The sequence below is a fragment of the Bacillus tuaregi genome (assembly GCF_900104575.1).
In the GTDB taxonomy this organism is placed as follows: domain Bacteria; phylum Bacillota; class Bacilli; order Bacillales; family Cytobacillaceae; genus Bacillus_BD; species Bacillus_BD tuaregi.
The window spans coordinates 482,072-504,146 of record NZ_LT629731.1 but is presented as its reverse complement, the minus strand read 5'-3'; the positions used below and the strand labels follow the sequence as shown (position 1 = coordinate 504,146).

Genomic DNA, 22,075 nt, shown 5'->3' with positions numbered 1-22,075 from the left:
TGGAGTCTTCGTGCCTTCCACTACAATCAACTTGCTAAAAATCAACAATGTACTTTAACACAGCCTTTAAATCAAATTCGCCCATCGAATTTGCGTCCGGATTTTTATCGAGCTCGCTCGATAAACTACCTTTAAAAAATCCATGACATCCGCCGGAGGCTTAACTTCATTCAGCAGGGGTTTCAACCCCCACTGAATCGAAGTACCATTTGCCTTCATCTCCCTCTTGTAGATGTGGAGGACTTCTGCTCCTGTCGCAAGCTTTCGGTGCAAAAAGCAATTGCTGAATGAAGTTAAAATAAACCACCAAGCAATCCTCCAAGTAAGCCGCCAAGCAGACCACCTAAAAGATCGTTTAGACTTGATAAAAGACCTTTAGTAATTTTGTATGTGGCTGGCTCACCCTCAACAACCTGATCCCCATCCGTCATCACAGGCGTGATTTCAATAGAGCTTCCGGTTGTCACTCCTTCCAATAGTCGTTCAATGATATTGACGTTATTCTTAAAGGTGTAGTTCACATACCCATTATCAATATCTCTTTGGGTGATAGTGATACTAACCTCTTCTGTATGACTCCTACTCTTTATTCTTAAGATTAAGGTATCCCCAGCATCTAATTGATCCAGACCTTCTGGTTCAATGCCCACCTGGAGGGCTTTTTTTCCCGCCAATATATACGATAGGTCTCCTAGTGTGTTTTTTACCACATCAATGACCGGCTCAACAAGTGGAAAAATAGGCAGCTTAATCTTCTCTGTTACACTGGCAAGAATCTCTTCTCCGCGCTCCACAATCGCAACTAAATCTAGCGTTTCACCGCCTGACAAGGTCACTAATAAATCGGTGCTTATTCCCACATCGACAAAGCCACGGTTGAGGTCATCTTCTGTGAGCGAGAGGGTTAACAGATTGAAATCATCTGTCCCAAGTTTGACGACATCACCGATAGCAAGGTCGCTCCCTGGCAGCAATGATACACGCACAAGCTCAGGATTGGACAATAATTCATCTACCGAAATACTGCCATCAATCAAGCCGTCGTTTAACAAGGCTATGCTGACAACATCACCGTCAGCCGGTAATTCCCCTATTCCACCAATCAGGTCCTCAAGACTAGCTAAAAGACCGGAAGACACCACATATTGAACCTTATCTCCTGTTCGGGTTCTATCCTTATCAGAAAGCACGGGGGTGATTTCAATCGTACTTCCAGTAGTAATCCCTTTTAATACTCTTTGGATGAGTTTTTTATCCTTAAATGTATAACTGACATACCCTTGCGTAATATCCTCCGCTGTAATCTCAATCTTGATGGCTTCCATTTGCTCCCCGCTTGCAAGGGTAAGGGTTAATGTATTCCCTGGTACAATTTGTTCAAGCCCTTCAGGTGAGATTTCAATCTCTAAAGGTAACTCGCCTGACAAAATATTGGCCAGTTCTCCTGCCGTGAATTTTGACTCATCTATTGAAGGCATGACTAACGGATAGACAGGAAGCTTAATTTCTTTGGAAGTGGAACCGAGGACAGTTGCCCCTCGCTCGATAGTGGCAATTAACTCAATCGTCTGGCCACCTTGCAGCTTTTTTAAAAACTCTTCGTTGAAGCCTGTATAAATATTACCACCATCGAGCTCCGCTGCAGCGTCTAACTTCTTTGTCAGAAGATTGAAGTCCACTGTTCCCAATTTAATGGTATCACCTTTTTCAAAGCCCTCGTCCTTACCATAGGTGATTAGCAATAGTTCTTGATTGGTCAATAGCTCTTCGATCGATATACTGCCATCCGTTAATCCGGAATCTAACACATTTAAACTAATAACCTCCTGCGAATCTGGTAATTCGACTGAGGATAATCGATATAGGAAAAGGGCGAACTCCCCGCGGGTTAAATTATCATGGGTAGCGAAAGTGGTGTCCGTCTTCCCTATTGTAATTTTAAATTGGTATAGCGAGGAAACTGCATCCCGATAACGATCTGATACATCAACAAACGGATGCTCTTTCTCTAAAGCAGGCAGCTTGTAGCCCCTAGCCAGAATCAAGGCCATTTCACCACGAGTGATATGGTCCTGAGCGGCAAAGGTCGTGTCGTCCTTCCCTTGAACAATTCCCTTTTCCCTTAATGCTGCAATATAAGGCTCGGCACGTGCCGGTACATCTGCGAAGCCAGATTGGGCATCATCTGAAATCTCCAGTTTTAATGCTTTTGCTAAAAGAACTGCCGCATCCACCCGTTTAATCATTTGCTGTGTTCCAAACTCTGTTTCCGTAAACCCGTCTGTTATGTCCATTTCAACAAGATAATCAACGGCTGCCGTGTACCGCTCTGATACATCTGTAAAGGACGATGCTGCCTGAACAGACGTCGCTAGCAATAATATCGCAGCCATAATAATGGCAGCCACTGCCCCCCATTTCCAAAAAAAAGTTGCTGGTTTAGCCATAATACTTCCCTCCATTAGAAAAGTTTTTTTCTAACCGACTGGAATAGCTACCCAACAACTTTATTGAATCTGGTGGATAGTCATTCCATCCTCAACCAAATTGCCCAAAATAACCCGTACTCTATTACTATTTCATTATAGCAAATGTCAGAGTATTTCAATTGTTAGTTACCTCACAATTAAGATGACAAAATTATTTCTAATTTTATTGTTTTGTTATCATGAGTGTTGATTTTCGTTCCAGGCACTTCGCGCACCTTAAGGCGACCGACGAGCCTGCTATAGATTAACATTTTGACATCATAGCGAATCGTGTCATTTTCCGGGAAATAATGTCCGTTGGAAACTTTAATATCACTTTATCGTTTTTTCATTCATTCCTGATAATATTTCACTCCAAGCCTTGTTGCCCAGCCTTCACACCAGAAGCTGTCATAAGGTGGCAGGGCAAAACCTTTTGCTCTTTTGTAGCTTCGATAATGATATCTTATTGCCGAGGGGATGGTTACTAAAAACGGCATTAGTGGACCAAGCATTAAATTTTGAAAGCAATGTCCGTATTCATGACTTTTCAGCTGCAGGTTCGCATTCTTTTGCACAAAGAAAAACCCACCAAAATTGACGCCACCCCAGTGATTTCCAGTCTCACAATAGAGGGCATAGCCAAATCTTTTCAACCTGCTGCCCTTGGCCAGCAAACCAAGAGCAATGATTGCCCCAATTACGTTTAATCCTATTCCCCAGGTCAGCTGCATCAGCCAAAATAAAAATGTTCGCATATACAGTCGTATCCTTTTTTGACTTTATCGTATCACGGATGGATTCTTTGTACTATATCTGGTCAAGAAACTTTGAAATCGCCCTTTTGGATTGAAATGCTGATTGCCTAATCAATCGGCGATGAAGCCATTGCATCCAAGAATAAGAAAGAAATGTGGAGAAGGTCCATTAAGGTAGATTGAGAAACACAGAAAAACCGATTGGTTATTTTTAGCCAATCGGTTTTTCATCGCTTACTGCGTCCTTATTCTTTTGTTCTGCCTGCGTCTTTCAGTGCTTTTTTTAATAAGAGTTCAATTTGGGCGTTGACGCTTCGCAGCTCGTCACTCGCCCATTTTTCGAGTGCGTCGTATGTCTTTTGATCCATCCGCAGTAAAAATCGTTTTTTTTCAGCCACAACTACTCACAACCTTAATATATTGACCCTGTATTAATAATCGGCTGATTTCCTTTTTCAGATACTAACGCCACCATCAAATTATTGACCATTTGCGCCTTTTTCTCTTCATCCAGCTCGACAATCTGCTCCTGGCTAAGCTGCTCTATTGCTGATTTTACCATCGATACGGCCCCGTCCACAATCACTTTTCTTGCTGCCAGTACGGCTCTTGCCTGCTGTCTTTGCAGCATCGAATGAGCAATCTCACTTGAATAAGCCAAGTGCATAATTCTCGCCTCGATGATTTCAACACCGGCAACCTGCAATCTTTTTTGGAGGTCCTGTGTTAGAACATCCCCTACCTCATCAGAGTGCTGACGAAGGGATATTTCATAGTCATTGTTAAAATTATCGTATGGATACTGGCTGGCAATATGGCGAAGCCCTGTCTCACTTTGTGTATGAACAAACTCCTTATAATCCTCCACATCAAAAACCGCTTTCGCTGAATCAAACACCTTATAAACCACAACCGCAGCAATTTCAATCGGATTCCCTTCGAGATCATTGACCTTTAGCTTATCACTATTAAAGTTAATCACTCTTAGTGAAACCGTTCTGCGAGAGGTCAAAGGAACCGTGAACCAAAAGCCTTCTTTTTTTATTACGCCTAAATAATTCCCAAACAAGGTAAATACCTTCGATTGATTCGGCTGAATAATTGTAAAGCCGGTAAGAACCACAAGAAACACTAAAAAAAGAACAATTGCTAAAACAAATGCAACAGGATTTGAAGCTACCACAAACGATCTAACTGAAAACACAATGCCAACAGCCAATACAATAACGAACAACAAGCCGACAAACCCATTCCACCTTAACATTTCTTTTTCCTTCATAATTTGTCACTCCTTGTGATATACCTTTGATACTAATATGATATCATATCGATATTGTTTTGTGAAGAAATAGGGTGCCTAATGTGGATAGGATGAGGTTTGAGGACGGTTGATTGGGTGGTATGGTTCTGCTCTGACATAGCAAGACCGAATTCGTACAAGTCTGTCAGAACTGAGCCCTACCTCTGACATGCCCTTGCTGATTTCCTACTTTTCTGTCAGAGCTGAGCCCTACCTCTGACATGCCCTTGCTGATTTCCTATTTTTCTGTCAGAGCTGACCCCTACCTCTGACATGCCCTTGCTGGTTTCCTACTTTTTTGTCAGAGCTGAGCCCTACCTCTGACATGCCCTTGTTGGTTTCCTACTTTTTTGTCAGAGCTGAGCCCTACCTCTGACATGCCCTTGTTGATTTCCTACTTTTCTGTCAGAGCTGAGCCCTACCTCTGACATGCCCTTGCTGATTTCCTATTTTTCTGTCAGAGCTGAGCCCTACCTCCGACTTCCCTTGCCTAGTTTTCTACTTTTCTGTCAGAGCCGCCCCCTACTTCTGACACCCCTTTACCGGTTTCCTATTTTTCTGTCAGAGCTGACCCTTACTTCTGACACCCCTTTACCGGTTTCCTACTTTTCTGTCAGAGCTAACCCCTACCTCTGACTTCCCTTTACCGATTTCCTATCTTTCCGTCAGAGCCGACCCTTACTTCTGACACCCCTTTACCGGTTTCCTACTTTTCTGTCAGAGCTAACCCCTACCTCTGACTTCCCTTTACCGATTTCCTATCTTTCCGTCAGAGCCGCCCCCTACTCCTCTATACTAAAAATCAACCAATACCAGTCTACTTTTATTCCATAATTCAATGCTCTACCCCCTTCAAAAATGGTAAAATTACCTTGACTTGGAAGAAAAGGAGAAATTAGTGTCGTGAAGCTTGGACCACGCGTTATTAAAACTGGAATTGCTGTTACATTAGCATTGTATATTTGTTCTTTATTCAAACTAGAGTCGGCCGTCTTTGCCGGCATGGCTGCCATTTTCACACTTCAGCCGTCGATATACCGGACCTGGAAGCAGGTGGCAGACCAAGTAGAAACCAATTTACTCGGTGCTGTATTCGCCCTCTTAGGTTTATATTTTCTAGGAAATGACCCGTTTTCCATTGGACTTGTCATGGTGATTGTCATCGGAATCACGGTTAAGCTTAAGATGGAGGATACGATTTCGCTTACATTAGTCACGGTCCTTGCGATAATGAGCGCTCCCGGAAACGAGGATTTGCTATTTGCCCTCCAGCGCTTTGCACTAACCTTTATTGGGATGACCTCTGCCTTGGTCGTGAATATTTTCATTGCACCGCCCAATTTTAAGAAAATGTACATCGAGAAGGTAAACAGCGTTTTTCAAAGTCTTTCTATTCTAGTGCGGACGGCGATTTCTGATGAAATGAACGAAAAATCCTTCCAGCAGCAAATGAGACAGCTGGAAAAGGATCTATCCAAACTAGAGGAACAATATCGAATATTTGATGAAGAACGGGAAAAAATGGCCAAGCTTCATCACGCTGATTTACGGGAAATTGTTGTTTTTAGGCAAATGTATAAATCGCTTCAGCAGGGGTTTATCGTTCTTGAAGAGATTGATTCCTTTTACTTCAAAAGCAAGCCGACAGAAGAGGATGACCGCTTATTTGATCAGCACCTCGAGCTGTTAATCAAGCATCATGAGCTTTATTTGCTAAAATTTGACGGAAAAATCAAGCTCGATGATGCCCGACATGAAGAGGACAGACTGAAGGAAACAACGGCCTTTCTAGAAAAGGTCTATGCAAATGACCAGGAGCAGCATAAAATTCAGCTGACGATAATTGCTTCTTCTATTTATCATTATGCCTATCAGATTGACCGCTTAGACCAGCTGGTAGAGCAGTTTATGAGCTATAAAGAAAGAGTACATGAAGCCTCACATACTTAAGCACAAAAAAAGTGGGCAAGGTTATATATACCTTACCCACTTTTTTCAAAGAAGCGCGAGAATCTTCCATCCTAAAACTCTACGCCCTTACAGCTTAAACCGCCGTATCATTCGGTCCAATTCCTCCGCCAGCTCTGACAAATCTCTTGAGCTTCGTGTCACTTCCTCCATCGTGCTGGTTGTTTCCTGAATGGAGGCAGAGGTTTGTTCTATGCCTGCTGCTGATTCTTCCGCTGTCGCGGCAATTTCCTGTATTGAACTGCTCATTTCCTCACTCGTCGCGGCAATATCCGAAAGATTGGCCGCGATGGTATGGATACTATCACCCATTTGTGTCACAGAGGAACTGATGACGTTAAAGGTCTTATTCGTTGTATCAATTTGAGTGGTGCCTTTTTCCACCTCACCATAGCCAGCCTGAAGCGACTCTGTTACCAGATTAAAGCCATTTTGAATATCGGCAACAATGCCTGTGATATCCTTAACAGATGACCCCGTTTGCTCAGCTAGCTTACGCACCTCATCCGCCACCACGGCAAAGCCCTTTCCATGCTCTCCTGCTCTCGCTGCTTCAATGGCCGCATTTAAGGCTAAAAGATTGGTTTGATCTGCAACATCCTTTATGACAACGACGAGCTTTGAGATTTGCTGCGCCTGAATATCCAAAGTCTTTACCTTTTGAACAGAATCCTTCACGATGTGGTCAATTTTAATCATTTGCTTCGTGGAAGCATCCATTAACAGACTACCTTCTTTAGTTAAATCCAGTACTTGATTGGAGGCTGTTTGAATATGCTCACTCTGCTCATCCGCTTCCTGGACCTTGCCAGAAAAAATTGACATCGCTGTCGCTAACTCACTCGAGGTATTGGCCTGTGTCTCCGAGCCTGTCGCGATTTCCTGCATCGTAACGGCAATTTGTTCAGAGCCTGCTCTCACCTCATTGGCTGACTGTGTCAAAGCCTCACTTTGGGTACTCATCACATTTGAGGCCTTCGAGATACTTATGAGAATATCCTTCAGCTTGTTTTGCATTTCATTCATCGATTTGGCAAGTACACTCGTTTCATCCTTTGTTTGAACGACAATCGGCTCTTGTGTTAAATCTCCATCTGCCAGCTCATTCATCCTTTTCGCTACCTTTTGAATAGGACGCGAAATACTATTGGCAAAGTACCAGATAATGACAATCCCGACTACTAGCGTTATCCCCATCACAATCAGAATGGACGTAATGATGCCTTTGGCACTTTTATTGAAATCCTGCATATAGGTCCCTGCCGTTACCACCCAGCCCCAATGCTCATCAGTTTTAGAATAGGTCACTTTCGCTTCAATTTGCTCCGGGTTATTGGGTAATGGATAATCATAATAGACAAACTCCCCGCCATTATGTCCAGCTTGAATAATTTCCTGGACATACTTCACCCCTTTATGGTCCTTTTCCTCCCACATATTCTGCCCCTCTGCATTGGGATGTGCCAGCTCTGTACCGTCAGCATCCAGCACAAACAAATAACCATTTTCCCCTAAATCAATGTTAGGATTAATGGGTCTTGTGCCATCCTCCTGCTTTTCACCGAGGATAGCGATTTTCACTTGATTTTGTGCTTCCTCTAATGTGATGGAGCCACTTTCTACCTCGGCATTTAAAGTATTCATCATCTCAATGGTCATTTCGACACTGTTTTTTAAATTGGTTTTCCCTAGCTCATCTAAGCTAGCTGCACTCTTCTGATAGCTAATCCAGCCAAGCACTACCAGTGGGATCGTTAAAATAAGAACGGATACGACAATCAATTTTGCCTTTATGGACGAACTAAGCTTCATTCAAAATCCCCTCCCATTTAATTCATTTATTTTTCTTTTAAACATGAGTGTTGATTTTCGTTCCAGGCACTTCGCTTTCCGCAGGCGACCGCCGAGCCTCCTCGACACTACGTGTCTGCGGGGTCTCGTCTGTTTCGCTTCTCTTGCAGGAGTCTGCGTGCCTTCCACTACAATCAACCTGCTTGAAAATCAGCCTTGTGCTTTAACACAGCTTGCTTTATAAAAAGAATCTAATCAAATTCGCCCGTCGAATTTGCGTCCGGATTACCTGAGCTCGCTCGATAAACTACCTTAAAAAAAATCCGAGACATCCGCCGGAGGCTTAACTTCATTCAGCCGGGGTTTGAACCTCCACTGAATCGAAGTACCATTTGCTTTCATCCCCCACTTGTAGAAGTGGAGGACTTCTGCTGAATGAAGTAAAAATAGGTCAAATGAATGAGTATCAATTTAGAATATAGTATATTTTCACTATTTTTAAAACGATAAAGTTCACTTTTTTAAAATTTTCACCTGTAACAGACATAAAAAATTCAATAATAGGACTATTAACTTTTATGTTAAATAAATGGTTAACAGGTGACCTTTAATTCTTAGATTGTGACGGTTACACAAAAATCCAAAATAGTCTTTTGAATATTGTTATTTATTGGGGTATTTTGTCGTATCTATTGAAATATTTGAAGATTTTAATATAATTTAATCTAATGGGAAATTATTGCATTTTTTAATTATAATGTTCGTTATAACGAACTAAAAGCTATTACAAACAAGGGGATGCTAACTAATTCTTCCCCGATAAGAAACTAAAGGTGGAACATATGATTTAGTTTTTAACTAAGACTAATTTTAGAAGGAGATGCTGTATCTTATCCAACTATTCCCTTTTGTAACACTTAGACTTTTTTAGGAGATGTACCATATGAAAAGAAAAAAATTAGAATTGATACAGTTTTCTCGGGCATTTGTTCCCTTCATGGTTATGATGTTCCATTTATCAGAATCAATGATGGATTACTATGAATTTAATCTATTTGGTTTTTCATATATTCCAATTTCAGGTGGCGTAAATTACTTCTTTGCCTTATCAGGTTTTATGATGTATTACATCTACCATAAAAATTTCGGTCAAAGCCATCAGTTAAAAATCTTCCTTATCAATCGATTCATCCGAATTTATCCGCTTTACTGGCTATTAACTTGCTTGTATTTAATTGCTATATTCCTTTATCCTACTTTACGAGTAGGACATGAAACAAATTTGGATACTCTAATCACTTCATTTCTGCTAATTCAAAGCCCAAAAGAAATCGAACCCATTCTTATTGTTGCCTGGTCATTAGTCCATACTGTATTTTTCTATTTCGTTTTTTCACTTTTATTCTTACCAAAAGTAAATCTATCAAGAATCATAATAGCCATCTGGGCACTGTTAACCATCGCATTTTACTATGGCTACCTTTATATCGATCACTATTTAATGCGCTTTTTCTTTAATCAATATAACTTAATCTTCTTAGCAGGCCTTTGCAGTGCTTATATCATCACCCATTTTAAGGTGAATATAAAACTTTCTATTTTCATGCTTGTGATTGGTATCATAGGATTTCCAGTCATATGGCTGAATTCGATTCATGAATTTATCCCGATTAGCTTTGATACGGGAACTGGCTTAGCTTCAGCGCTTATTATTCTCGGATTTGGGTCATTAGATATGCAAATCGATATGAAAATCCCAAGGGTTTTTAATTATATAGGAAATGCAGCTTTTGCGATTTACTTATCTCATAACTTTGCACTAGATTTTTTAACAGAACTTTTTAGCTACCTTTCCATATATGATTCTCTAGGTGGTTGGTTAACTAGTATTGTTCTATTATTATTAATGCTTGTGATTGGCTGTTTGGTCCATTCTTTTATTGAAAAACCACTGGTGCAGCTACTTAATAGAGGTATCGTTAAGAAAAAGAATGCACTCGTAACCCCAATGACCAATCTTTATCATTCAACACCAAAAGGCGAATAGCTCCTGCTATTCGCCTTTTGGCGGGACAGTGAGGCCATCTCTACCTACCTCACTAGGATCGAAATCCTACTCTAAAATTCCTGTATCATACAATTTTCTTTCTGCTAAGAGCGGAACGAGGTTATCAAAAATATGTGTATCATCATAGTACACAGAATATCCTCCATAATAATCCGAATCTTTTGATTGGAATTTGACCATTTCCTTAAATAACCCTTTGGCAAGTTCATTTTCCCCGATTTCAACACAAAATAGAATTAACCAGCCGTAAATGGCAGGAGATTCATAATCAACAGAAGGTTCTCCAGTTATTCTATTATATTTCCCAAAAATGACTCCATTCTTAGCAAATTCCTTTTTAATAAAAGAAGCATATTTCTTAGTAGGATAACCACTTTTTGCACGATATAAGGCAACTAACGACTGATCAATCAGATTTATATCTTTATCGTACATATACTTTCTTTGCTTAACATCGTATGCCTTAGGAAAGAAAGGACCATCACTCGGGGCATCTTTTAAAATCCCCATTGTCTTTTCGTATGTTCCTTCATTTAATAGATTCATATCTTCGAGAACATTTATCGCTTCTGGTTCAATGTAAGATAAAGTAATAATGGGTCTCGCATATTCGTACTTTCTATCATAAAAATCAGTTAATACATTTTGATAAAGATTATATTTCGCAATATATTCACCGATACGTATGGCAGCATCCTCATACTTCTTCTCATGCCACTTTTCACTTGCCTGGAATAAAACATGACTGATTCGCAAATCGTCGACAAGGGCATTTGTCGATACCTCACTCTTACCGGTTTCTGCTAATTTCCAATGTACAAAGCCATTCTCTTCAAGAAAATAATTATCTAAAATGCCATATGCTTCCTCAAAGTGCTCTTTGTCATCCTTTTGATAGACATATTCCATCCACAATCCTAATGTTTCAGATAATGTTTCCCGGCCTTTGACTAAATCCTCATCCTCTGATTCCGATTCTTTTATATAGGTGGCTAAGGTTTGGTTTTCATTTAGTAACCATTTTTTGATAAATCCCTCTGCAGCAAAAGGTTCCATTACATCCTCCTTATTCGTAAATAAGAAAATGAAAAATGCACTCACAACAATAAATAGGATTAGAAAGGGCAATTCTTTTCTCACACCCTCACCACTAAACATGAGCTGCTTGCTCTGTTACATGATACTCAGACTGTAGTTTCGTAAGTTCTGATTTTATGATTTCAACAATTCTTTCAGCTGTGTTACCATCCCCAAATGGATTTGAGATTTCCCCCATTTTACTGTATTCACTTGGATCGATGATCAGCTTGCTGCACTCCTTATATATTCTCTCTGTCGAAGTCCCTACCAGCTTAAGTGTTCCAGACTCAACTCCCTCCGGCCGTTCCGTTGACTGTCTAGCAACAAGAACAGGTTTACCTAAGGATGGAGCTTCTTCTTGAATACCACCTGAATCGGTGATAACTAGATAGGATTGTTTCATTACATGTACGAAACTTTCATAATCTAGCGGCTCAATTAAATGAACCCGATGACTGTTTTGAAAAGCTTCATAGACTTTTTCTCGAATATCTGGGTTTTTGTGAATCGGAAATACAACCTGTATATCAGAATATTCCTCAAGTAATTGATTAATGGCTTCATAGATATTTTGCAGTTCGTTAAAATTCTCCCGTCTATGAGTAGTCAGCAGGATGGTTTTCCTATCTTTGGAAAAAATAGAGCTTAATTCACCATCAAATTGATAGGGTCTCGAGGCCACATTCAATAAAGCATCAATGACGGTATTTCCAACGACATGAATTTTATGTTCATTAATATTTTCCATTAATAAGTGTTTCCTATTTCTCTCCGTTGGCGCAAAGTGAAAGCTTGTCATCCGGCTAACCATCTGCCGATTCATTTCTTCAGGGAATGGAGAATATATATTGTTTGTTCGCAACCCAGCTTCCACATGACCAATCGGGATTTTTTTCAAAAATGCTGAATAGGCCCCAATAAAGGTTGTGGTTGTATCCCCATGGACAAGCACCAAATCCGGCTTTTCTTCTTCAATAATCCCCGATAGCTTGGTTAACATGGTTCCAGTTAAGGTTTCTACCGATTGGCCAGCCTGCATTAAGTCTAAATCATAATCAGGAACAAGCTCAAAAAGGTCAAGGACTTGGTCAAGCATCTCACGGTGTTGAGCTGTATTGACAAATACACACTGTATTCCTGCTTCATTTTTTAAGGCTTTTACAAGAGGAGCCATTTTTATTCCTTCAGGTCTTGTTCCAAAAATGGTCATTACTTTCATATTATGTCTCTCCCTTTTAAGAATATTAAGAAAAATAACACTATGCGGATGGCTTCTGCTTCTTCTCCTGCTTAAATCGCTGCGTTTTATACCATTTAACTTCCTGCCTGAAAATAATGCGTTTTGCTTCTAAATACGATGCATTTACGACGAGAAAAATCCACATCTGTGAATAAGTGAAATACATAAATAATACGGTGAAAAAGTTTCTAATAGTTAGTTGCTTTCTCTCCATACTCAGTGCCAGGCATACCTCTGTGATAAAGAGAAGAAAACCGACAATTAATAACACGTATGAAGCCTTTCCAATGGACAGTTCTAAATCATTTATTAAATTGACAACAAAAATTAGATGTGAGAGGAGCACACCGCCAAAGAATAAAAAGTACGTGAACAGAAAATAAAATATATCTAAAAGAACCTTTTTATTTTTTAATTTGTGCATGCGGAATAAATACTTTAGAATGACGTAGACATTTCCCCTTGCCCATCTTGTTCGCTGCCGCCACCATACCCGAATGTTTTCCGGTTCCTGCTCCCAAGTAATAGCAGCCGGAAAAAAGCGGATATAATAGCCAAGATTATACACTCGGATACTTAATTCTGTATCCTCTGACAGTGCCTTTTCATCCCATCCTCCTAATTTTTCAAGAATCGATCGGCGTATGGCAAAGTTCGTTCCGGGAATGGTTGTCATTTTAAACCAAAACCAGCGCCCAGCCTGAGCTAACCATTGGAATGTTAGGGTTTCGATATTAATTAATCTCGTAAGCAAATTTTTATTCGCATTAATGACACGGAATTTCCCTACGATTGCCCCAGCCTTACTATCATTACTTAGACCTAAAGCAAGATACTTAATTGCATCCGGTTCAGGTGTATTATCAGCATCATAGACAGCTATGATTTCACCTGTTGAATGGAGAAACCCTTGATTCAATGCACCTGATTTGCCCTTTCCGGCATGTGGAGGTTTCGTGTGAACCGCAAATATAAAAGGATATTGTCTCGCATAAGTGTCAACAATGTGTCCAGTTGAATCACTAGAATTATCATTAATAACAATGACTTCAAGCTTATCCTTTGGGTAGTTTAATTCAATCATGGATTTGAGTGTTTCCTCAATCACTACTTCTTCATTATGAGCAGGTATCAAAATACTAACCTTTGGAAATTCAGTTGGTTGTTTCAGAGACTTTTTATATTTAACATACTTGATTGAATGTAAAAATCCTCCCATCATGAGAAAGGCATGATAGAACAACATCATCCAGATTAAAAAAAGCGAGGTGTATAATAAGAAATTGGCCAAGTTTAATCACCCTTCTATCTGTTTTTTTCTGCCTTTTAGATAAATGGTAAAAATAATGAATGCGATAACTGCCGCACCACCTAATGCAGCCATTCCCCATACCACTTTATTGATAAATTCCTTAAAGTAAAAGAGAGGAGCGTCCATTGAAGACCAAAACACTTTTCCCTTATCCATTTCTACAAGAATCTCTCCGTTTTCCGTATGGATGGTCACATTATCAACCTTCACCCAATTATCCATTTGCTTTAAATCTATCCATGAAATAGGGAGTTTTTCCATCTCCACAATTAACTTATTAAAGCCTTCAGATCCTAAATAAGGATGATAAAAGGCTGCAAACATTCCATCCTTCGTATAACTGTGTAGTTCAGCCTTGTCCAACATGGTTTGGATAGCTTCCGGGTCACGTGGTTTTACATAACCCATCGTTTCAGGAAGTAATTGCATTCCATGGAAAAAGGTAGGTTCCGTAATATATGGAGTGGAATTCATAATTTCCCAATCCTTATCACTTAATTGAACCTGGCCAACATAGGTTGAAAAATGGTTCGCTAATATTTTATAACCATTTTGAGACATCGTATAATGCGGCGCTTCAAAAGCCAGCGGATAGAGTCCATATTTCGTCAATTCATGAATCCCACTTTTAATTTTTTCTTCAATATACTTTGTTTCAAACTTTTTTAAATCAGCTATATACGATTCGTATTCAGCCTTTGAACTAAAATCGCTTTCTTTCTTTACTGAATACGGTTCATTTGTGGGCGAGTAAATAGGTGAGTTATTGTCCACATCCCAGAATTCAAACCCTTCCCCTGTTTCACTTGCCCGATATTGATGGGTATACCCATGTAGAACTATACTTCCCCCATTTTTTTGCATCTCCTTTAGTACCTTTAACAGCTTTGGAGAATCTGCAAATGTATGTTTTTCACCGGTTTCTGGATTTGTATAGATTGGGATAACAGCAATCATATAGGGAATATTCTTTTGTTTTAATATTTCAGCAATTTCTCCGAGAGGTTTAGGATCAACTAATGGATGAACATCCTCTAAACGAATGTATCCTGGATGTGAAGAATGATTAGTGGTTTGGAAAACATCATGAAGCATTTCACCAAGGAGGATTGAATTTTCCGAGTAGATATCTTCAATTGCATAGAAATAATTCTTTTGATTTTTTATCAGAACTGGATAAGTCATATTAGTGCTTAAGCTTTTACCTTCTAATAAAACTTCTGTGCCGCTGTCTGGTTGAACACCCAAAATATATTGTTCGTATACCTCCATTGGTTTTTCATTTGGACCTATTTTATAGAGCTGATTTATTTCAGCTCCATCAGTAGGATGAACAAATGAAAATATCTGACCAAACTGCTCTGTGTTATAACCAATCGCCACAAAATTACCAGTAAAGCCATCAAATAACGTAGAAAATTCAGGTGATAGTTGTTGGGCTACCTGACCGTAATAAAAAAGATGAGTAACAGCTGTTAGATCCTCTTTCACTACTTTATCACTGCTGATAAATGTTACATCATTGGAAAAATGACTGACAATCAAATCTAAATACCTTTGATATTCATTTATTTCCCCATCCTGCGACGTGTAAATGACTAATACTTTAGGACTTTCTTTTTCATCCGCTTTACTAGACGGCGTATAACTGAAAAAGATAAATAAGGTCAGACAAATAATAAGCACCCATGGAATCATCTGTACCTTCATTGGTCTGTAAATCATCACTTCGCCTCCTTGATATTAATGAATTTGCTATATTTATACATTTATAAAGAATATTTAGTTCTTTATAAAGAACGAGTGGCTAATAAAAAAGCTTGCCTTTCCACATATGACATGACGATCATACTCCCTAAGGTATTGTTTTTGATAAGAATTACAAGTAGACAAACAGACCACCAATAATCATATTGATTCCGGAAATAGAGATACACTGGAATTATTATTAGATAAATAACGTTTTGTTTTTAGAATCTTCCAAAAATAAAAAATGGACGTTTTCCTGCTCTATTTAGTTTCTCAAAGGTGTTTAACTTCCTTCCATTGTCTCCCACCATGACTAGTAAATAATCGTGACAACTCTGTTTTGATTGATAAACCACTTAACCCTACTTCTTTACTATTAATTATAAGGCTGAACAGTTGCTCAATCCTTACGTAAATTCCGGTTATTTACAATAAATTAGTCATTCATTCCTCGTTGTATTTTCAAATATTCAAAAAATACAATATACAAATTTTAACTTTTTTAAGAACTATATCGTTCATTATACAACCACAATTCTTTTTAGAGAACCTATTTATTAATAATATTTCTATTCTACATAAGAAAATTTTCTACAATATTCTACGCGCTTCATGATGATTTTACATTAATTTACTACAATCGAGAAAAGCAGACAATAAATATTTAGCTATATATTAATATACTTATTTTACAAATTGTAAAATGTTAGTCTGGAATGATTTCAAAAGAGTTGTTTGAGTAATAATCACTTCCTATTGAAAATAAATAAATGAAAAAGTACCCTAATAAGTAGATTCTTAAAAAAGGTTCTACCTATAGGGTACTTCTCTTTATTTATTAACTATACGTCCAGATGACCATTATTTATTTCTTCCTTCACCTTCTTATCCCGCTTCAACCACTTCTTCATTTTAACCGATAATCCATCAAAATACGTGTAAATAACCGGTACAAACAGGAGGGTAAAGAACATCGAGAAGGTTAAGCCAAAGATGATTACTACAGCCATTGGCTGCTGGGATTCCGCACCTTCTCCTAGTGCCAATCCTAATGGAATCATCCCTAATACCGTTGTAAGGGTCGTCATCAGAATCGGCTTCAGACGGGATGGTCCTGCCTGCAGAATCGCCTCTGTTCGGTCCATGCCTCGGCTACGCAAAATATTAATATAATCGACCAGGACAATCGCATTATTCACAACAATCCCGGCGAGCATGATAAATCCGATAAACGCCGGAACACTGATTGGCAGTCCTGTAATAAACAGTCCCACCACAATCCCTACTACCGCTGTCGGCATCGAGAACATAATAACAAATGGGTATAGGAAGGATTCAAACTGAATCGCCATCACTGCATAGACAAGGAATATCGAGAATACTAGTGCAAGAGCTAAATCTGTGAAGGATTCTGCCATATCCTCAGACTGTCCACCGATGCTGTAGGAATAGCCATCAGGGAAATTCATCGTGCTTAGCTCGGCTTCAATCGCTTTTGTGACCGATAGAATATCTTCACCCTCTACCTCACTTGTGACATTCACCTGACGCTGCTGATTATCACGATTAATCACCGACGGTCCCTGCACCTGAACAAGCTCGGCAACCGTTGATAACGGAACCGATGTGCCTGACGGTGTTTGAATCATCATCATTTCAAGGTCACTAATACTTGAGCGTTGATTCTCAGGTAGGATCACCTTGATATCAATCTCACTGCCGTCCTCACGATAGCGAGTCGCTACCTGACCGTTAATTCCCATCCGTACCTCAGACATAATCTGCTGGTACGATAAACCATATTGTGAGGCAACCTGACGATTCACTTCAATTAACATTTCTGGCTGCGTTTCAGAGGTTGAAGTTTCGGGATTTTTCACCCCGTCCACTTCTGAAATCAACCACAGCACCTGCTGTGACAGCTCTTCTAGCACAAGCTGGTCTTCCCCGTTAATATTAATTTGGACAGCCGCACCTGTTCCTAAGCCCATGGTCGCTTCAGATACGGTAATTTCCGCACCAGGAATATCCGTTACGGCTTCACTCAGCTTCTTTGTTAATTCCTCTGTCGTCATCTTTCGCTCGGCCTTTGGAACAAGCTGCAGTGTAAAGCTGGCCGTGTTCGCACCTGACGCCATACCCATTCCAGAGGAGCCAACCGATACATAATTTGTCGCAATCGTCTCTTTATAAGGCTCCATTTTTTCTTCAATTTCTTGAACAACCGCCTCTGTTGCAGTAAGCGGCGAACCAGTTGGTGTTTCAACTGAAATCGTTACCTGCCCCTGGTCAGAAGCCGGGAACAGACTCGCACCTAGGAATGCGGCAAGCGGCAGACTACCGACTACTAATAAGGAGACAATCCCAACCGTCGTTTTCCGGTGACCAATACAGTAGGCTAACGCTTTTTTGTAAAAAGCTTCAAAGGCACCAAACCAGCGATCAAAAAGGGATTTTTTCTCGGCCTCCACCTGCATCTCTTTTGTCAACAGCTTCGATGACATCATCGGCACAAGTGTTACTGCCACTACCAATGAGGCAACAAGCGAGAACACAACCGATAGCGCTAGTGGTGTAAATAAATCAGCCGACAAGCCTTCTAAGAAGATAATCGGTAAAAAGACGACAAGCGTTGTCGCGGTCGAGGCAATAATCGCCCCTGATAATTCCTTTGTCCCTAGGATTGCGGCATCCTTAATCGAATGCCCCTTCTGTCTATAGGAGACGATATTTTCTAAAATAACAATTGAGTTATCCACCATCATTCCGACACCAAGTGCTAATCCACCCAGTGATAGAATATTTAATGTTTCGCCTGAAAAATACATCATCACAAACGTCGCAATCAAGGAAACCGGAATCGAAACACCGATAATAATCGATGAACGAATGCTTCGTAAAAAGATAAACACAACCACAATCGAAATTAAAGCAGCTAATAGCATATTCGTTGTAACCGAGCTAATCGAGCTGCGGACAAAGGTAGAAGAGTCCAAAATAGTGGAAAGCTCCACATCCTTTGGCAGCCTTTCCTCAATTTTCTCAATCGCCTCATACATGCCATCGGCTACTTCGACTGTATTGCCGTCAGACTGCTTCATGACAGACAGGACAAGGGCAGGCTTCCCGTTCACATAGGAGCTGGCACTTTCCTTTTTATAGGCATCATGAATGGCACCGATGTCTGCTAATTGTATTTCTTCACCTGATTGCAGCTTCAGCTTCATATTCTTAATATCATCTATTGACTCAAATTCACCGTTAAAACGAACCTGTAAATCCTTTGAGCCCTTTGTAATCGTTCCCGCTGAAGACGAGCTGTTTTCCGCACTTAAGGCTTGAATCACCTGTGAGGTTGAAAGCCCGTATTGTGCTAGCAGGGCAGGCTGAAGCTCAACCTGGACTTCCCTTGTTTTTGCTCCGGCAATCGATACGGATGCGACTCCCTCTGACCGCTCCAAATAAGGCGATACCGTATCCTCAGCAAGCTTGACTAAGCTTTCCGGCTCATCACCTGTTAAGCTTAGTGTCATAATCGGCATCTGCTGCGGGTCAAAGCGCAGGACAGAAGGGTCATTCGCATCCTCCGGCAAAAACCCTTTAACCTGATCGACCTTTTCCCGAACCTCTAGCAGTGCATTATCTAAATTGGTTCCTGATTGAAACTGCATAATCACCAAGGATGAATCAGCCATTGCCTGTGATTGAATCGACTCGATTCCCTCTATTGAAGAAAAGGCTCCCTCCAATGGTTCATTAACCAGCTTCTCGACCTCCTCAGGCGCCGCACCCTGGTATGTGGTAGCTACAACCGCAATCGGAAGATCAATTTTTGGAAAAAGATCAATGGCTAAGTTCGTAAGCGAAACAAAGCCTAGCGCCAGGATCCCAAGGTACAGCATAATGACGCCGACGGGTCGTTTGACAGCTGTTTCTATGATTTTCACTTATTATCCTCCTTGATGATCCTTACTTTGTTGCCATCCATTAACGTATTTTGTCCTTTAATGACAAGCTTTGTTTTTTCAGAAAGGCCCTTCCCTTCAATGGCGGTTAACTCTGTTTGGGCGTTCAGGATTTTGACCGGCGTTTGCACCGCTTTTCCATCCTTTATCGTAAAAATAAACGCCTCGTTTCCTTTTTCAATCACAGCATCTGTTGGAACCAACAAGGCTTCCTCGCCAACGGCTGTTTCCTGAAGTACCTTAGCGATCATTCCCGGCTTGATTTTGCCGCCATGGTCTACGACTGCCGCTTCAAGCTCATAAAAGCCCGTGCTGCTGGCAACGTTAGAAACATAAGTGACCGTAGCGTTAAAGGTTTCATTCAAGGATGGAATTTCCACCTTTATTTCCTGGTCCTTTTGAAAAGAAGCAAGCTGGTCCGCACTTAATTGCGCCTCGACATGAATCTGATTTACATCCACAATCGTTGCAAACGGAGCACTCGAGCTCGCAACCTGTCCGACATCCCCGTTAACAGCTGTAATTTCACCTGATATCGTAGCGATAATCTTAGAATCATCTAATCTATCCTTTGCCTGTTGAATCCGTAAATCAGTCGAATCCAGTCCCGTCTGCGCCTGCTCAATACCAATGTTTGCCAGCTCCAGCTGCTGCTCAGCATTAGCAAGACCTACCTTCGCCTGCTCTAGTGATTGCTCGGTTAATTCAATATCTGTATTGCTTGTAGCGTTACTGCCCTGCAGCTTTGCCTGCTCAAGCGCAATCTTTGCCTGCTTTAACGCCGTTTCCGCCTGCTCAAATTGCTGCATGGACACCGCTCCAGCATCATATAAAGCCTTCATACGATCATGATTTGTCTGGGCATCATTTAAACCAATCTGTGCCTGTTCAAGCGCAAACCCCGTATTATCAATCCCCGTCTTCTGACCATCCTTTACCTTTTGCAGGTTTAATTCGGCCTGCTTGACCGCTATTTTGGCATTACTAACGGCATTTTCCGCCTGTGATTTGGAAACAAGCGCTTGGTCATACTGACTTTGTGTGCTTCGAGCGGACGTTTCCTCCATTTCAACGGCCAGCTTCTGGTCACTGTTATCGATTATGGCGAGAACATCGCCCTTCTTGACCTTGTCCCCTTTTTTCACATGAACCTGTACTAGCTCACCAACCATTTTCGGCATGATATCTGCTGTCGTTCCCGCAGTGACCTTCGCAATCACATCATTTTGCACGGTCAAGCTGCCTTTTGTAATCTCTCCTACCTGGACAGGTGTTTCCTTTACTGTTTGCTCTTCTGACACTGAAGCCTTATCGGCATTACAGGCACTAAAAAGCAAAGCCACTGAAATACCCCCTGCCACCAGCAGGTTACGATGGCGTTTTTTCATCTATATTGTCCCCCTCATATCTACTGAGCTAATTGCTTTGTAATGGTTTGTAAAATGTTGCTTGAAAGCTCTTGTGTTTCCGGTATAGCTTGAAGATTATTCAATAAGCCTTGAAAAATAATTTTCTTCGGAGCAACCTGCTTGGCTTCTTCCTTTAAAAATTCGATAGAATCTAAGCAATCTCTTTGAATATTCTCATCTATGTTGGCCTCAACGATGATTTTCTCTAGCTGCAGAAAATCACGACAGAGCTGCTCCCGCCAATGACTCTCGCCAAATAGGGATTGAGCCTGGTGGTTAATCAGTGCTAAATCAAACAGCGGCTTTTCCTTTTTCCGCAACAGCCCTTCTACTACATCATCGAGGCGAGAAATAATAAAGCCTGTCAGCTTGTCCGTCGATAAGGAAGCATTTGTGCTGAATAGCGTAAACAGATAGCCTTCAATCATCCCCTTCAGGATAATCGTCAAATCAATTGTATAAGGAAGAATGCTCTCACCGTAAATACTAGTTAGGCTTTCTCTATACCAGGCAAAGGCATCTGCCTTGGCTGTCTGTAGAAACTCCTCCAGCTCCTCACTATAGCTAACATGCTCATTCATATGCATCAGGATAAATTCCTTTTGCGACAGCAATTCCTCCATATAGATTTGAATCTGGGCTTGCAGACGCTCCTTTGAATCAAGCCGCCTTTGATCATCTACTAGATTCATTTTTTCCTTGATCATCTGATAATAATAGCGATAGATTTCGACCAGCAGTTCATTTTTCGATGAAAAATGAAGATAAAGCGCCCCCTTCGAAACCCCCGCATCCTCTGCAATCTCCTGCATGGAGGTCGAATGGTAGCCCTTGGTAGACATCAGCTTCAAGGCTGTTTCTAATATCTTTTTCCGTTTTTGGTTCATCCTTTATACCTCGTTACATGACGTTGACTGACCATTCGGTCAAACACTATATTACTATACTACTAAGTTAATCAGACTAC

At 40.6% G+C, this 22,075-nt stretch carries 14 protein-coding genes and 1 pseudogene; 2 read left to right on the top strand and 13 right to left on the bottom strand.

Going from position 1 to position 22,075, the window contains the following annotated elements; genetic code table 11:
- Window positions 1-293 precede the first annotated feature (293 nt).
- The 4 genes from BQ5321_RS04835 to BQ5321_RS04825 form a co-directional block, all read right to left on the bottom strand.
- Window positions 294-2,447: an S-layer homology domain-containing protein gene (locus tag BQ5321_RS04835; RefSeq protein ID WP_071393445.1), complete on the bottom strand. Its 2,154-nt coding sequence runs from the start codon at window positions 2,445-2,447 to the stop codon at window positions 294-296.
- 374 nt (window positions 2,448-2,821) lie between these two features.
- Window positions 2,822-3,226 (bottom strand): hypothetical protein, encoded by a 405-nt coding sequence (locus BQ5321_RS04830; protein WP_071393444.1) that lies wholly within the window; start codon window positions 3,224-3,226, stop codon window positions 2,822-2,824.
- A gap of 245 nt (window positions 3,227-3,471) precedes the next feature.
- A complete protein-coding gene (locus BQ5321_RS24365; protein ID WP_187143720.1) occupies window positions 3,472-3,624 on the bottom strand; it encodes a type II toxin-antitoxin system antitoxin in 153 nt (50 codons plus the stop codon).
- A gap of 14 nt (window positions 3,625-3,638) precedes the next feature.
- Complete coding sequence (locus BQ5321_RS04825) at window positions 3,639-4,505, bottom strand: SPFH domain-containing protein (RefSeq protein ID WP_071393443.1); 867 nt, start codon at window positions 4,503-4,505, stop codon at window positions 3,639-3,641.
- Between the two features lie 924 nt (window positions 4,506-5,429).
- Between BQ5321_RS04825 and BQ5321_RS04820 the strand changes: the two genes are divergently transcribed.
- Complete coding sequence (locus tag BQ5321_RS04820; protein ID WP_071393442.1) at window positions 5,430-6,476, top strand: FUSC family protein; 1,047 nt, start codon at window positions 5,430-5,432, stop codon at window positions 6,474-6,476.
- An 87-nt stretch (window positions 6,477-6,563) separates the two neighbouring features.
- Here BQ5321_RS04820 and BQ5321_RS25070 read toward each other — a convergent pair whose 3' ends face one another.
- Both BQ5321_RS25070 and BQ5321_RS25065 read right to left on the bottom strand, forming a co-directional pair.
- Window positions 6,564-7,382: a methyl-accepting chemotaxis protein gene (locus BQ5321_RS25070; RefSeq protein ID WP_407639273.1), complete on the bottom strand. Its 819-nt coding sequence runs from the start codon at window positions 7,380-7,382 to the stop codon at window positions 6,564-6,566.
- 123 nt (window positions 7,383-7,505) lie between these two features.
- Window positions 7,506-8,306, bottom strand: a pseudogene (locus BQ5321_RS25065) (cache domain-containing protein); the annotation flags it as partial.
- 922 nt (window positions 8,307-9,228) lie between these two features.
- Between BQ5321_RS25065 and BQ5321_RS04810 the strand changes: the two are divergent.
- Window positions 9,229-10,332, top strand: coding sequence for an acyltransferase family protein (locus BQ5321_RS04810; protein WP_071393440.1), 1,104 nt, complete (start codon window positions 9,229-9,231; stop codon window positions 10,330-10,332).
- A 66-nt stretch (window positions 10,333-10,398) separates the two neighbouring features.
- Here the strand turns inward: BQ5321_RS04810 and BQ5321_RS04805 are convergent, their stop codons facing one another.
- From BQ5321_RS04805 to BQ5321_RS04775, 7 genes are all read right to left on the bottom strand, one after another.
- On the bottom strand, window positions 10,399-11,409 hold the full coding sequence (locus BQ5321_RS04805; RefSeq protein WP_159433401.1) for a glycosyl hydrolase family 8: 1,011 nt from the start codon (window positions 11,407-11,409) through the stop codon (window positions 10,399-10,401).
- A 94-nt stretch (window positions 11,410-11,503) separates the two neighbouring features.
- Window positions 11,504-12,652: a non-hydrolyzing UDP-N-acetylglucosamine 2-epimerase gene (gene wecB / locus BQ5321_RS04800; protein ID WP_071393438.1), complete on the bottom strand. Its 1,149-nt coding sequence runs from the start codon at window positions 12,650-12,652 to the stop codon at window positions 11,504-11,506.
- A gap of 40 nt (window positions 12,653-12,692) precedes the next feature.
- Window positions 12,693-13,964: a glycosyltransferase family 2 protein gene (locus BQ5321_RS04795; RefSeq protein WP_071393437.1), complete on the bottom strand. Its 1,272-nt coding sequence runs from the start codon at window positions 13,962-13,964 to the stop codon at window positions 12,693-12,695.
- A 6-nt stretch (window positions 13,965-13,970) separates the two neighbouring features.
- A complete protein-coding gene (locus BQ5321_RS04790) occupies window positions 13,971-15,710 on the bottom strand; it encodes a DUF2334 domain-containing protein (protein WP_071393436.1) in 1,740 nt (579 codons plus the stop codon).
- An 866-nt stretch (window positions 15,711-16,576) separates the two neighbouring features.
- The gene (locus BQ5321_RS04785; RefSeq protein ID WP_071393435.1) at window positions 16,577-19,681 is read right to left on the bottom strand and encodes an efflux RND transporter permease subunit; all 3,105 of its coding nucleotides are present in this window, start codon (window positions 19,679-19,681) and stop codon (window positions 16,577-16,579) included.
- Window positions 19,678-21,087 carry an efflux RND transporter periplasmic adaptor subunit gene (locus BQ5321_RS04780; RefSeq protein ID WP_071393434.1) on the bottom strand — a complete coding sequence of 470 codons (1,410 nt, stop codon included), beginning with the start codon at window positions 21,085-21,087 and terminating at the stop codon, window positions 19,678-19,680. The genes BQ5321_RS04785 and BQ5321_RS04780 overlap by 4 nt, the downstream gene beginning before the upstream one ends.
- Window positions 21,088-21,107: 20 nt before the next feature.
- Complete coding sequence (locus tag BQ5321_RS04775) at window positions 21,108-21,995, bottom strand: TetR/AcrR family transcriptional regulator (RefSeq protein WP_071393433.1); 888 nt, start codon at window positions 21,993-21,995, stop codon at window positions 21,108-21,110.
- Between the last annotated feature and the right edge of the window lie 80 nt (window positions 21,996-22,075).